Raw genomic sequence first — 13050 nt, 5'->3', positions numbered from 1 at the left:
CGTGACAGGTTTCGAGACCGCCAGCCAGAAGCCGACGCAGGTTTCCAGCAATGAGACGCAGATGCCGCTGAACGCCGAGCATCTGTGGGAAGGCGTGGGGCAGGCCGAGGCGCTGTCCACCGCCATGCCACCCGAAGCCCCGCTTGGGATGCCCGAACAGGGTGTGCGCGGCCCGGTGCCTGAAGGCCCCGCCTTCACCTTTCCCACCGCCCGCACGGTTGCCGCGCGGCTGGTGGCCTTTGGGGGCGCGCTGCTGATCGGCACCATCGGCGCCTATGAGATGGAGAAGGTCTTCGGCGAGCACGGCACCTTCCTGCAATCGGTGCTGCTGGTGCTGTTCGGGCTGACCTTCACCTGGGTCGGGTTTTCCTTCACCTCGATGATCGCGGGCTTCATGGCCCCGAACCGCGAGAATGCGGTGGGGCCGAATGACGCCCGCATCTGCATCGCCATGCCGGTCTACCATGAAAACGCCGCCGATACGGCCGGGCTGCTGGCGGCACTGGCGCGCGACATCTACCGCGTGGGTCTGGGTGAGCGGACCGAGATTTTCGTGCTGTCGGACAGTCGCGATCCGGACTCGGTTTTCGCAGAAATGAGCGCGGTCAGTAGGTTGCGCGACATTTCTCCAATTCCTGTCTGGTATCGCCGCCGCACCTCGAACGAGGGGCGCAAGGCGGGCAATATCGCCGAATTCATCCGTCGCTGGGGCGACCGCTACGATCAGGTGGTGGTGCTGGACGCCGACAGTGTCATGGGCGGGCAGACGATCCGCGCGCTCTCGGACCGGATGAACGCCGATCCGAAGATCGGGCTGTTGCAGACCATGCCGATACTGGTGGGCGGTCAGACGATCTTTGCGCGCATGGTCCAGTTCGCGGGCCGCGTCTATGGCCCGGCCATCGCGCGCGGCGTTGCCGCATGGTCGGGGGACAGCGGCAACTTCTGGGGTCATAACGCGATCTTCCGCGTGCGGGCTTTTGCCAGCTGCTGCGGCCTGCCGACCTTGCCGGGCAACCCGCCTTTCGGTGGTGCGATCCTTAGCCATGACTTCGTCGAGGCGGCCCTGCTGCGCCGCGCCGGTTGGAAGGTGCGGCTGGATTGGGACCTGCGGGGAAGCTATGAGGGCTGCCCTCCGACGCTGCTGGATATGGCGGTGCGCGAACGTCGCTGGGCGCAGGGCAACCTGCAGCACTCGCGTCTTCTGGGCGCGAAGGGGCTGGTGGCGATCAGCCGGATCCATTTCCTTGTCGGCATTCTGGGCTTCCTGATGTCGCCCATCTGGCTCGCGATGATCCTTGTGGGCCTGACGCTTTCGGCCAATGTGCTGCTGTCGCGTCCGGATTATTTCCCGCAGACCTACCAGCTTTTCCCCGAATGGCCGGTCTTTGATCCGGTGCGGATGCTGTGGCTGTTCATCGCGGCCATGTCCTTCTTGCTGGTGCCAAAATTCATCTCGATCATCCGCGCCTGGCGGCGTCCGCTGGCGCAGAACTCGGGCGGGAAGGTGCGCATTCTGGCCTCGGCCTTGTTCGAGATCGTGCTGTCGGCGCTGATTGCCCCGGTGCAGATGCTGATCCAGACGCGCCAGATCTTCGACATCCTGCGCGGTCGCGACAGCGGCTGGGAGGCGCAGGTCCGCGCGGGTCAAATGCCGTCCTGGTCCATCGTGATCCGTCGGCACTGGCCGCATGTGACGCTGGGCATCGGCACGCTTCTGGTGCTGGCCGTGTTTTCGCCCTGGCAGCTGGTCTGGCTGTCGCCGATCCTGGCGGGGCTGATCCTGTCGCCCTTTACCTCGCGCTGGTCCTCAAGCCCGGTCTTCGGTCGCTGGGCGCGCAGGCAGGGCCTGCTGGTCACCCCGGAAGAGCGTGATCCACCGGAAATCCTGACCGCCGCCAATGCGCTGAGCTTCCGCATCGCGGGCCATCTGCCCGAGGACGGTCTGGCCGAATTCGCCACCAGCGAGGCGCAGTTGACCCGCCACACCCAGCTTCTGGCCCAGACGCAGGCCCGCCCGGTGGCCGAGCGACTGGACGCGATCTCCGCCGAGGCCAAGATCCGCCATTCCACCGATCGCGCCGAAGCGATTTCCTATCTGACGCCGGCTGAAAAGCTGGCCCTGCTGGAAGATCGCGACCTGATCGCCAGCTTCGTAAAGTTGCCTGCATGAAACGCATCGCTTCGCTGGATATGCTGCGCGGTTACGCGCTGGTTTGCATCATGCTGGATCACATGCCGATCTCGCCCCTGCGGAACTTCACGCTGGCGAATTTCGTCGTCTTTGATGCGGCCGAGCTGTTCGTTCTGCTCTCGGGGTTTCTGGTGGGCCTCGTCTGGATCAAGGTCGAGGCGCGGCAGGGGCTGCGCGCCGCCCAATGGCGCTTTCTGAAGCGCGCCTTTCAGGTCTGGCGGGCGCTGATCATCGGCGCGGTCGTGCTGGCGCTGCTGTCCTGGCTGCTGTTCCAGTTCGAGCTGAAGCATACGGCGGTCTGGTCCGAATATTCGAAATGGATCATCAATAACCCCTTCGGCTATGTCGCGACGGTGGCGCTGATGTGGATGCAGCCGAACCTGATGGATGTGCTGGCGCTTTACGTGCTGCTGATCGCGACCGCGCCGCTGATGGTTCCGGCGCTGCTGCGCTGGCCGCTGCCGACGCTGGCGGTGTCGGTGCTGATCTGGATCTTTGCCGAGCAACTGAACGCGCTGATCCCGAACCAGAGACCGGGGCCGGGCCTGCTGTTCAACCCGTTCGGCTGGCAGCTTCTGTTCTTCTGCGGGGTGGCCATGGGGGCTTTCCGCATCCAGATCATGGAGCGTCTGCGACCGCATGCGACGCTGGTGACGGTGGCGGCGGCGGTCGTGGTGCTGCTGTCCAGCGCGGTCGTGCTCAGCTGGCGCGTCGGGCCGATCGGCAAACCTTTGCATGAGTTCCTGACCAGCTGGACCGGCCCCATCGACAAATGGTCGCTGGACGGCGTGCGGCTGGCGGCGATCCTTGCGGCGAGCTGGCTGGTCGCGGCCCCTCTGGCCCCGATTTTCGACCGCATGGCCAGCACCCGGCTAGGCGTGGCTCTGGCCGAGATCGGGCGCGGCGGGCTTTGGGCCTTCATCGCCTGCGTGCTGCTGTCGATCTGGGGGGATGCGCTGGACATGACGGTGGCGAATGATTCTCCGGCGCGGCTGCCGGTGCGACTGGCCATTGACCTGTGGGTGATCGTCGCGCTCTGGGCGATGTCGGCCGCATGGCTGCGGCGTGAGGAATGGCTGCCCCGGCGCAAGGCCGGTTGAGGGCGCCGCCGCATTGAGGCTAGAACGGGTCAACACCGCCGCGTCCCACCATGCAGGAGAGAGGATGTCCCGCGACCTGACCCGATCCGTCGCCTGCCTGTGCCGGGGAATGACGCGGCCATGATGCGCCATGATCTGCCCTTGGCCCTGCCGGGCATGACCGTCGGGCTGCTGGGCGGCTCGTTCGATCCGGCGCATGCGGGTCATGTCCATATCACCGAGATGGCGTTGCGACGCTTCCGGCTGGACCGGGTCTGGTGGCTGGTGTCGCCGGGCAATCCGCTGAAGCAGCACGGTCCCGCGCCACTGGCCGAGCGGATCGATGAGGCGCGCCGCATCATGCAAGATCCGCGCGTGATCGTGACGGGGATCGAGGGTCAGTTGCACACCCGCATGACCGCCGACACCATCGCGGCGCTTCAGCGCCTTTATCCACTGGTCAATTTCGTCTGGCTGATGGGCGCTGACAATCTGGCACAGTTTGATCGCTGGGACCGCTGGCAAGAGATCGCGGCCCGCGTGCCCATCGGCGTCATCGCTCGCCCGGGCTGGATGATGGCGGCGCGCAGTTCCCGCACCGCACGGATCCTGCGCGATGCGCGCCTGCCCGAGGAACGCGCAAGTGAACTGGCACGGGCTACGCCTCCGGCCTGGTGCATGATAAACGGCCCGCTGAACATGCTGTCCTCGACAGCGCTGAGGGCGGCACGCTTGCGCGCGGCCAAGATGAAGGGTGGCCAGAGATGATCACGCGCAGAAACCTTATGGCCGGGCTGCTGGCCGCGACGCTGATGCCTTCGGTGCTGCGGGCCGATCCACGGCCGCGCGCCCGTCCGGTGCGGACCGGTGCAGGGGCGGGGGTCGGGGTTGCCAAGGCGGTGCCCACGGATATTGAGGCGCTGATCGCCAATGCGCGTCTGGGCGGATCGGTGTCTTTCGCCGTGCTTGATGCTCAGGATGGAACGCTGCTCGCCAGCCGCGCAGCGGATGAGATGCGCGCGCCCGCGAGTACCCTGAAGGCGGTCACCGCTCTTTACGCCATCGACCGGCTGGGGCCGAACCACCGCTTTCGGACGCGCGTCCTGCGTGCGGGCGATATGCTGATCCTTGCGGGCGGGGGCGACCCGGTGCTGGACACCGATCAGCTGGCCGAGCTTGCCAAGGCGACCGCCGCAGCCGAGAAAACCGCAGGCCGTCCGGCCCCCCAACGCTTCGCGATCTGGGGCGGCGCGATCCCGCATCATGATGAGATCACGGCGGGTCAGGCGGCGCATCTGCCTTACAACCCGGCATTTTCCGGCATCAACTTGAACTTCAACCGCGTGCATCTGGACTGGCGGCAGGGCGGCGCCTCGGTCGAGGCGCGGGCGCGACGGAACTCTCCGCGCGCCTATACGGTCGCGGTCGAGGTGACGGATCGCGGCGCGCCTCTGTTCGCCTATGTCCCGCGCGAGAATGGCGAGGGCTGGTCCATCTCGCGCCGCGCCTTGGGGAAATCGGAAAGCCGCTGGCTGCCGGTGCGCAAGCCCGAGCTTTATGCCGGTGACGTGTTCCAGACGCTTTGCCGCGCGCAGGGGCTGGTGCTGCCGAAGCCCGAGGTGATCACCGACCTGCCTGCGGGGGATGAGATCGCGTCTCATGAGAGCCCGCCGCTGACCGAGATTGCGCGCGATATGCTGGATTATTCGACGAACCTGACCGCCGAGGTCATCGGGCTGGCGGCCAGCGGCGCGGGGACGATTGGCGCATCGGCGCAGGCGATGCAGGACTGGCTGCAGGCCAAGGGTGTTCAGGGGGCATTCCTCTTCCGCGATCACTCGGGCCTGTCGGCGGGCAATCGCGTCTCGGCCCGGATGCTGGCCGAGGTGATGGCGGGACCGGCACGTTCGGCGGGGTTGCGCGGGCTGATGAAGCCGATCCCGCTGCGCAATGCCGATGGCAAGAAGATCCCCAGCGATATCACCATTGATGCAAAAACCGGGACGCTGAATTTTGTCTCGAATCTTTCAGGGTTTGCGCAGGGCCCTCAGGGCCGGGTGCTGGCCTTCGCCGTCCTGACCGGCGATGAAGAGCGCCGCGCCGCGACCGAAGGACAGGAGCTGCCGGACGGTGTGATTGGCTGGACGCGCCGCTCAAAGGGTCTGCAGCAGGGGATCATCGAGGCATGGGTCGCGCAATATGATCGCAGCGCGCCCGCTTTGGCTGTCCCAGCCGCGCCGCAACCGACCGACGCGCCGCAGCCCCTAGAGGACGCGGTGGCGGGCGCGGGCTGAGAGCTCGATCGCGGCGGCGTGCAGGCGGTCGATGTCCAGCTGGTGGCGCAGCTCGGCCAGAAACATCGCCTCGGCATCATGCAGGCGCCCGTCGGCAGCCGCGACATCGCAGGCCAGCGCATAGGCCGTGTCGAAGAGCCGCTGCGGCAGGGTCTGGCGCACCAGCCCGAACAGGGCGTCGACCCCGTCCTCTTCCTCGAAAAGCGCCATGACCGTCTGCGACACGGCGCGCAGCCGGTCGATGTCATATTCCGCGAAGATCGGGGCGTGATTCAGCGTCCGCTCGATCGCCACAAGCTCCGAGGTGCGCGGGTTCTGGTCCGACGCCGAAACCGCAATCATGATGGCGACCAGCGCGTCATGGGGCGAAAGGGCGGGCAAGTCATCCGACATCTGCATTTCTCCGTGCGTTTTCTCGGTCATTATTGACCATTCTGCGGCGTTTCAATACGGGGAACTGTCCAAGTGATGGAGACTGACATGACCTCTTTGCGTGACGCCGCGATGAATTCGAAAGCCTGGCCCTTTGAAGAGGCCCGCCGCGTGCTGAAACGCTATGAGAAGAAGGACCCCGAAAAGGGCTATGTCCTGTTCGAGACGGGCTATGGTCCCTCGGGTCTGCCGCATATCGGCACCTTCGGCGAGGTCGCGCGCACGACGATGATCCGCCGCGCCTTCGAGATGATCTCGGACATTCCGACGCGGCTTTTCTGCTTCTCGGACGATCTGGACGGGATGCGCAAGGTTCCGGAGAACGTGCCGAACCAGGAGCTGCTGAAGGCCAATATCCAGAAGCCGCTGACCTCGGTCCCGGACCCGTTCGAGGAGTACCCGAGCTTTGGCGACCACAACAACGCCATGCTGCGCCGCTTTCTGGACACGTTCGGGTTCGAATACGAATTCATCAGCGCGACCGAATTCTACCGCTCGGGCCAGTTCGACGCGACGCTGCTTCTGGCGGCCGAGCGCTATGACCGGATCATGGAGGTCATGCTGGCATCCCTGCGCGAAGAGCGTCAGCAGACCTATTCCTGCTTCCTGCCGATCAGCCCCAAGTCGGGCCGGGTTCTGTACGTGCCGATCAAGCATGTCGATGCCAAGAACGGCACGATCACCTTTGACGATGACGACGGCGAGGAAATGACGCTGCCGGTCACCGGCGGCAATGTGAAGCTGCAATGGAAGCCCGATTTCGGCGCGCGTTGGGCGGCCCTTGATGTCGATTTCGAGATGTATGGCAAGGACCATTCGACCAACACCCCGATCTATGACGGCATTTGCGAGATTCTGGGCGGTCGCAAGCCCGAGCATTTCACCTATGAGCTGTTCCTGGATCAGGAAGGGCAAAAGATTTCGAAATCAAAGGGTAACGGCCTTTCCATCGACGAATGGCTGACCTATGCCGCGACCGAGAGCCTGTCGTATTTCATGTATCAGAAGCCGAAGACGGCCAAGCGGATGCATTTCGACGTGATCCCGAAAGCGGTGGATGAATACCACCAGCAGCTGCGGGCCTATCCCGATCAGACGCCGGAACAGCAACTCGCAAACCCGGTTTGGCATATTCACGGCGGCAAGGTGCCTGCCTCGGATATGGTGGTGCCGTTCCAGATGCTCTTGAACCTCGCCTCGGTCGCGGGGGCGACGGATAAAAGCGGGCTTTGGGGCTTCATCAACCGCTATGCCCCGGAAGCCAGCCCCGAGACGAACCCGACGCTGGATGCGGCGGCGGAGTTCGCAGTGCGCTACTTCAACGACTTCGTCGCGCCCACCCGGACCTTCCGGGCGCCCTCCGATCAAGAGCGTCGCGCGATGGAGGATCTGGCCGGGCGTCTGGCCGCATGGGACCAGCCGGCGGATGCCGAGGCGCTGCAGACCATGGTCTTCGCCATCGGCCGTGATCACCAGTTCGAGCCGATGAAGGACTGGTTCCAGGCGCTCTATCAAGTACTGCTCGGTGCCGATCAGGGCCCGCGTTTCGGCGGTTTCATCGCGCTTTACGGAATCGACGAAACCCGCGCCCTGATCGAGCGCGCCCTTGCCGGAGAGCTTGTAGCCTAAGTGACACTCGCTGTTACTGGCCCCCTGTTGCCCGCCGCGCCGTTGCAGCGCGCGCATGGTTAACAGGGGGTTAACCCAAGACCGACACATTCCTTGCCCAATCAGACGGCCCCGCGCCGCATCCATGGCTGAGGAGATGTGTTCCATGACAATAGGCAATCTGGCGTTGATGCCCCGCGAGTTCCGGCTGGGGCTGAACCTCTGGTCGCAGACGACCGGGCTGCCGGGCACGCCCACCTGGCAAGGCGCGGCCAATGCCGCCATCGTTCCCGCAGATGAGGATTTCGGCAGCTGTCTTGAGATCGTCAAGCAGCAGGCGACGACCTCGCTGCGCTATATGCGGCGGACGCCTATCCAGCCGGGGCAGTATCTGCGCATCTCTACCCGCATCAAGGTGATCGCCGGGAACCTGCCGCGGGCGCGGATCGCGGCCTGGGCTGGCAATGCGGCGGGGGTGAACCTGGGCGGCGTGGTGCAGGTTGGTCCCACCGTCACGCCCAGCGGCTATGGCGAGGTTGTTGAGCTTTCGGCCATCGTGGGCACCGGCAATCGCGACGGTGTCAACATGCCCTGGGGGCGGCTGGCGAGCTTTGGTCATTTCGGCCTTGACCTGCTGGGCGACAATAACGGCTCGGTCCGGATCGAGAATTTCGTGGTCGAGGACGTGACCTCGGCCTTCCTGCCGGGGATGCTCGACTGGGTCGATGTGCGGGATTTCGGCGCGATCGGGAACGGGGTGACCGATGACCGCGCGGCCTTCATCGCCGCAGACAATGCGGCGGGCGGGGCCGAGATCGTGGTTCCCGAGGGCACCTATTTCATCGGCTCGGACCTGAGCCTGCGTGCGCCGGTGCGCTTTGTCGGTACCCTGCGCATGCCGCGTGCGGCGCGTCTGGCGCTGCTGGGGCGGTTCAACTATCCGATCTATGCCGAGGCTTTCGGCGATGAGACCGAAGGTTTCCGCCGCGCGCTTCAGGCGCTGTTCGGCTATACCGATCACACGACGCTGGACCTCTGCGGTCGCCGCGTCGATCTGACGGCGCCGATCACCGCCTCGGATTTCGCGCCGAACCTATCGGTCTTTTCGAACCGCCGAGTGATCGCCAATGGCCAGATCGGGATTGTCGACGGTCCGGCGTGGACCACGCGCACGGTCACCTCGGCCGGGACCTACAACCCCGGCAACCCGGTCACGTTGACCGGCGTCGGCAATGTCGCGAATATCGAGGTCGGCTCTCGCATCTCGGGGCCGGGTGTCGGGCGCGAGGTCTATGTGAACGCGCGCAATCTCGGCGCGGGCACGCTGACGCTGTCGCAGCCGCTTTACGGGGGTGCGGGCACACGCAGCTATACGTTTGAGCGCTACCGCTATGCGCTTGATTTCTCGGGCATGCAGCAGCTCGACCGGCTGAACATCAACGATGTCGAATTCCTGCTGGAGGGGCTGGCGAGCGGCATCATGCTGGCCCCCAGCGGCGCGCTGTTCTGCCTGCGCGACAGCTATGTCACCCAGCCGAAAAACCGGGGGCTGACCTCGATCGGGACGGGCTGTCAGGGCATGCTGGTCGACCGCTGCGAATTCCTGTCGAATGAGATGACGATGCTGGCGCAGAACCGCAGCTCGGTCGCCATCAACGTCAACAACAACGACACCAAGATCCGCCACAACCGCTTCATGCGCTTCGGGCACTTTCTGGTCGCGAATGGCGGCGGGCATATCATTCAGGGCAACCACTGGTTTCAGGGTGACACCGCGCAGGCGGGCGTGCGCTTCGGCGGGCTGGTGCTGACGCAGGCCAATGTGCAGACGACGGTGACGGGGAACTACATCGACAACTGCTCGATCGAGTGGACGAATGAGCACAGCCCGACCCCGAATTTCGCCGGTGAGGAGTACTCCTTTGGCGGGCTGACGATCACCGGGAACACCTTCCTTGCGTCGAATACGACGCTGGGCTTTTCCTGGCTGACGCTGAAGCCCTATGGGACCGGGCATTTCATCCATGGTCTCAGCGTCATGGGGAATGTGTTCAAATCGCTCTTCAACAAGATCGACCGCATCGACAAGGTGGACACGACCTTTGCCGATCTGAACTACAGCCGCATGCGCAACGTCCAGTTTCAGGGCAATATGTTCAACGGCGTGCTGGCTTATGTCGCGAACCCCGTCGACATTCCGCATGTGCAATCGACCGGCTCGAACCGCTGGATGGTGAATGTGGATGTGGCGCTGCCCTTCAACGGCTGGGCGCGGAAGGTGGAATCGGTCATTGCCGAAAGCCAGATCATCAACAACTCGGGCGGGCGCGTCTCTGATATGCCCTGGGTCCAGACCCAGCAGGGCACAAGCCGCAAGCAGGTGGCGCTGAACTGGGGCGTGCCGACGCGCGGCTCGGTGTCGATCCGCGTACGCATGGACAGCCCCGACTAAGCTAGCCCGTAAGATCGGGAAGCGCGCCTCCGCCAGAGTCAGCTGGTCGGGGGCGTCAGCATGTCCGAGGGCAGCAGCTTGAACGCCTGCGCAAAGCCTGCGTTCAGCAGGCCGCTGACCGGCTCGATCCGCCAGAAGTTGAAGTCCGGCAGGTCGATATAGACCTTGGCCTTCGGGTCTTGCTGCAGCCAGCGCGCGCGCCTTTCCGGATCGGGCGGGGCCAGCCGCGCACGCGCCTGCACCGAAAGCCGGGCATGCGTCATGGTATCGCCCTTGCCGGGATCGAGCGCCGTCACCATCAGCCCTGCGCGATCATCGGCCTTCAGCGCCCGCGTATGCGAGGCGAGCCCGGAAAGCAGCGCAAGCGGCGTCCCGTCCCCATCCAGTTGCACGGCAATGCGCGTCAACAGCGGGATGCCGGTATCGGGGTCGAGCGTACCCAGCACGGCGTGGCGCATCTGGGCCAGAAGGCCGCGTGCGATTTCGCGTGCGTGATCATCGGTTTGTCTGAAGGGATCCTTGGTCATGGGGCGACATTACAGGCTTCACCTCGACCTGCAAGCCGTCACAGATCGGTTCCCGAGCTGTCGAATTTGTGAAGTATTTACAAAATTGGCCATCACTCGGTGAATAAATTTACAAAATTATCCTTTTCAAAAAATGGTTTACGCAGAAACCAATTTGGGATTAACCTTTGGCGAAAGCGGTATCCGCTGCCTGTCATAATCGCCTGGAGGAGGCGCGGACAGCGGTCCCAGTGATTGAGATGCGAGTTGAGGAGGCCAGCTTTGTCGATTGATACCGTTACGAAACATCCCATTCCCCCCGGGTTCGAGAATGCGCTGCTGAAGCCTGCGGATTATCACCGCATGTATGCCGAATCGATTGCGGACCCCGATGCGTTCTGGGGCCGTGAGGGCAAGCGGCTGGATTGGATCACGCCCTATACCAAGGTGAAGAACACCGATTTCACCATGGGTCAGGTCTCGATCAAATGGTTCGAGGACGGCGCGCTGAACGTCGCGCAGAACTGCATCGACCGGCATCTGCCGAAGCGGGCGAACCAGACCGCCATCATCTTCGAACCCGATGATCCGGCGACGCCTGCGCGCCACATCACCTATGCTCAGCTGTCGGACCGGGTGAACCGCTTCGCCAACGTGCTGCTGGCACAGGGCGTGCAGGCGGGCGACCGCGTCGTCATCTATCTGCCGATGATCCCCGAGGCAGCCTATGCCATGCTGGCCTGCGCCCGCATCGGCGCGATCCATACCATCGTTTTCGCGGGCTTCTCGCCCGACGCTCTGGCCAGCCGCATCAACGACTCGGGGGCCAAGGTGATCATCACCGCCGATACCGCGCCGCGCGGTGGCCGTCGCACCGGGCTGAAGTCGAACGCCGATGCCGCGCTGGAGGCCTGCGCCGACGATGTGCGCTGTCTGGTGGTCAAGCACACCGGCGATCAGACCAAATGGACCGAAGGGCGCGATTTCGACGTGCTCGCGCTGATGGAAGAGGCCAGTGCCGACTGCCCGCCGCGCACGATGAATGCCGAAGATCCGCTGTTCATCCTTTACACCTCGGGTTCGACCGGCAAGCCGAAGGGCGTCGTCCACACCACCGGCGGCTACCTGCTTTATGCCTCGATGACGCATCAATATGTCTTCGACTATCAGGAAGGCGACATCTTCTGGTGCACCGCCGATGTGGGCTGGGTCACCGGGCACAGCTATATCGTCTATGGCCCGCTGGCCAATGGCGCGACCACCATCATGTTCGAGGGCGTACCGACCTTCCCCGACGCGGGGCGCTTCTGGGCGGTGTGCGAAAAGCACAAGGTCAACCAGTTCTATACCGCGCCGACCGCCATCCGCTCGTTGATGGGGCAGGGGCCGGAATGGGTCGAGAAGCATGACCTCTCCAGCCTGCGCGTGCTGGGTTCGGTCGGTGAGCCGATCAACCCCGAGGCGTGGAACTGGTACGACAAGCATGTCGGGCAGGGCCGTTGCCCGATCGTCGACACCTTCTGGCAGACCGAGACGGGGGGGCACATGATCACCTCGATCCCCGGCGCGATCGAGACCAAGGCGGGTGCCGCGACGCTGCCCTTCTTCGGCGTCAAGCCCGAGGTTCTGGATGCCGCGACCGGTGAGGTGCAGCAGGGCAATCCGGCGGAGGGCGTGCTTTGCATCGCCGACAGCTGGCCCGGTCAGATGCGCACGCTCTGGGGCGATCACCAGCGCTTCATGGAGGCCTATTTCCAGCAGTATCCCGGCTATTACTTCACCGGTGACGGCTGCCGTCGCGACGATGACGGCTATTACTGGATCACCGGGCGCGTGGATGATGTCATCAACGTCTCGGGCCACCGCATGGGCACGGCCGAGGTGGAATCGGCGCTGGTCGCGCATGAGAAGGTCGCCGAGGCGGCCGTCGTGGGCTACCCGCATAACGTCAAGGGGCAGGGCATCTATGCCTATGTCACGCTGATGAACGGCGTCGAGCCGACCGAGGAGCTGCGCAAGGAGCTGGAAACCTGGGTCCGCGCCGAGATCGGCCCGATTGCCAAGCCTGACCTGATCCAATGGGCCCCCGGTCTGCCGAAAACCCGCTCGGGCAAGATCATGCGCCGCATCCTGCGCAAGATCGCCGAGGATGATTTCGCCAGCCTGGGCGATATCTCGACGCTCGCCGAACCCGCCGTGGTCGATGAGCTGATCCAGAACCGGATGAACCGGGCCTGACAGATTGCGGGCAAGGCGGCCCACCCGCCTTGCCCTTTCCGGTCCAAGGACCGGCGGACGCGGCACCGCAAGATGCCGCCATCAGCAAGACCGCATCCGGGGTTAGGGAGGCTTCGGGCGCGTCATTGAGACCCCGTCACCAGACGGTTCACTGATACATGTCCACACCGCCGCGGATGCGTGCATGGGCTTTCGGATGCGTTCCGAAGCATCGACCCCGGCTTGCCCGGCCATGACTGCACCAACC

Annotated in this window: 9 protein-coding genes; 7 read left to right on the top strand and 2 right to left on the bottom strand. The window is 64.5% G+C overall.

Annotation, left to right across the window (positions count from 1 at the left end; all coding sequences use genetic code 11):
* Window position 1: 1 nt before the first annotated feature.
* The 4 genes from mdoH to IQ24_RS01715 all read left to right on the top strand — a co-directional run bounded on the left by mdoH (window position 2) and on the right by IQ24_RS01715 (window position 5567).
* Window positions 2–2173 carry a glucans biosynthesis glucosyltransferase MdoH gene (gene mdoH / locus IQ24_RS01730; RefSeq protein WP_242007864.1) on the top strand — a complete coding sequence of 724 codons (2172 nt, stop codon included), beginning with the start codon at window positions 2–4 and terminating at the stop codon, window positions 2171–2173.
* The gene (locus IQ24_RS01725) at window positions 2170–3294 is read left to right on the top strand and encodes an OpgC domain-containing protein (protein WP_145395976.1); all 1125 of its coding nucleotides are present in this window, start codon (window positions 2170–2172) and stop codon (window positions 3292–3294) included. Before mdoH ends, IQ24_RS01725 begins: the two co-directional genes overlap by 4 nt.
* 123 nt (window positions 3295–3417) lie before the next feature.
* Window positions 3418–4041, top strand: a complete 624-nt coding sequence (locus IQ24_RS01720) for a nicotinate-nucleotide adenylyltransferase (protein ID WP_145396137.1) — start codon at window positions 3418–3420, stop codon at window positions 4039–4041.
* Complete coding sequence (locus tag IQ24_RS01715) at window positions 4038–5567, top strand: D-alanyl-D-alanine carboxypeptidase/D-alanyl-D-alanine-endopeptidase (RefSeq protein WP_242007863.1); 1530 nt, start codon at window positions 4038–4040, stop codon at window positions 5565–5567. Before IQ24_RS01720 ends, IQ24_RS01715 begins: the two co-directional genes overlap by 4 nt.
* Here the strand turns inward: IQ24_RS01715 and IQ24_RS01710 are convergent.
* Window positions 5538–5960 carry a tellurite resistance TerB family protein gene (locus IQ24_RS01710; RefSeq protein ID WP_145395975.1) on the bottom strand — a complete coding sequence of 141 codons (423 nt, stop codon included), beginning with the start codon at window positions 5958–5960 and terminating at the stop codon, window positions 5538–5540. The two genes, IQ24_RS01715 and IQ24_RS01710, sit on opposite strands and share 30 nt — an antisense overlap.
* A gap of 87 nt (window positions 5961–6047) precedes the next feature.
* On the opposite strand from IQ24_RS01710, the gene IQ24_RS01705 reads away from it, so the two are divergent.
* Complete coding sequence (locus IQ24_RS01705) at window positions 6048–7628, top strand: lysine--tRNA ligase (protein ID WP_145395974.1); 1581 nt, start codon at window positions 6048–6050, stop codon at window positions 7626–7628.
* Window positions 7629–7764: 136 nt separating this feature from the next.
* Window positions 7765–10059, top strand: a complete 2295-nt coding sequence (locus IQ24_RS01700; RefSeq protein ID WP_145395973.1) for a glycosyl hydrolase family 28-related protein — start codon at window positions 7765–7767, stop codon at window positions 10057–10059.
* A 38-nt stretch (window positions 10060–10097) separates the two neighbouring features.
* Here the strand turns inward: IQ24_RS01700 and IQ24_RS01695 are convergent, their stop codons facing one another.
* On the bottom strand, window positions 10098–10586 hold the full coding sequence (locus IQ24_RS01695; RefSeq protein ID WP_145395972.1) for a HugZ family pyridoxamine 5'-phosphate oxidase: 489 nt from the start codon (window positions 10584–10586) through the stop codon (window positions 10098–10100).
* Between the two features lie 267 nt (window positions 10587–10853).
* On the opposite strand from IQ24_RS01695, the gene acs reads away from it, so the two are divergent.
* The gene (gene acs, locus IQ24_RS01690; RefSeq protein WP_422386253.1) at window positions 10854–12803 is read left to right on the top strand and encodes an acetate--CoA ligase; all 1950 of its coding nucleotides are present in this window, start codon (window positions 10854–10856) and stop codon (window positions 12801–12803) included.
* The last annotated feature ends 247 nt before the right edge of the window (window positions 12804–13050 follow it).

Source organism: Paracoccus sulfuroxidans (assembly GCF_007830335.1).
Classification (GTDB): Bacteria; Pseudomonadota; Alphaproteobacteria; order Rhodobacterales; family Rhodobacteraceae; genus Paracoccus; species Paracoccus sulfuroxidans.
This window is presented reverse-complemented; position numbering and strand designations above follow the sequence as displayed.

What these genes read in the sequence shown, in the direction of transcription:
- IQ24_RS01725 (WP_145395976.1), top strand. Translation starts at nt 2,170, where the DNA reads ATGAAACGCATCGCTTCGCTGGATATGCTGCGCGGTTACGCGCTGGTT.
- IQ24_RS01720 (WP_145396137.1), top strand. Translation starts at nt 3,418, where the DNA reads ATGCGCCATGATCTGCCCTTGGCCCTGCCGGGCATGACCGTCGGGCTG.
- IQ24_RS01715 (WP_242007863.1), top strand. Translation starts at nt 4,038, where the DNA reads ATGATCACGCGCAGAAACCTTATGGCCGGGCTGCTGGCCGCGACGCTG.
- IQ24_RS01710 (WP_145395975.1), bottom strand. Translation starts at nt 5,960, where the DNA reads ATGTCGGATGACTTGCCCGCCCTTTCGCCCCATGACGCGCTGGTCGCC.
- IQ24_RS01705 (WP_145395974.1), top strand. Translation starts at nt 6,048, where the DNA reads ATGACCTCTTTGCGTGACGCCGCGATGAATTCGAAAGCCTGGCCCTTT.
- IQ24_RS01700 (WP_145395973.1), top strand. Translation starts at nt 7,765, where the DNA reads ATGTGTTCCATGACAATAGGCAATCTGGCGTTGATGCCCCGCGAGTTC.
- IQ24_RS01695 (WP_145395972.1), bottom strand. Translation starts at nt 10,586, where the DNA reads ATGACCAAGGATCCCTTCAGACAAACCGATGATCACGCACGCGAAATC.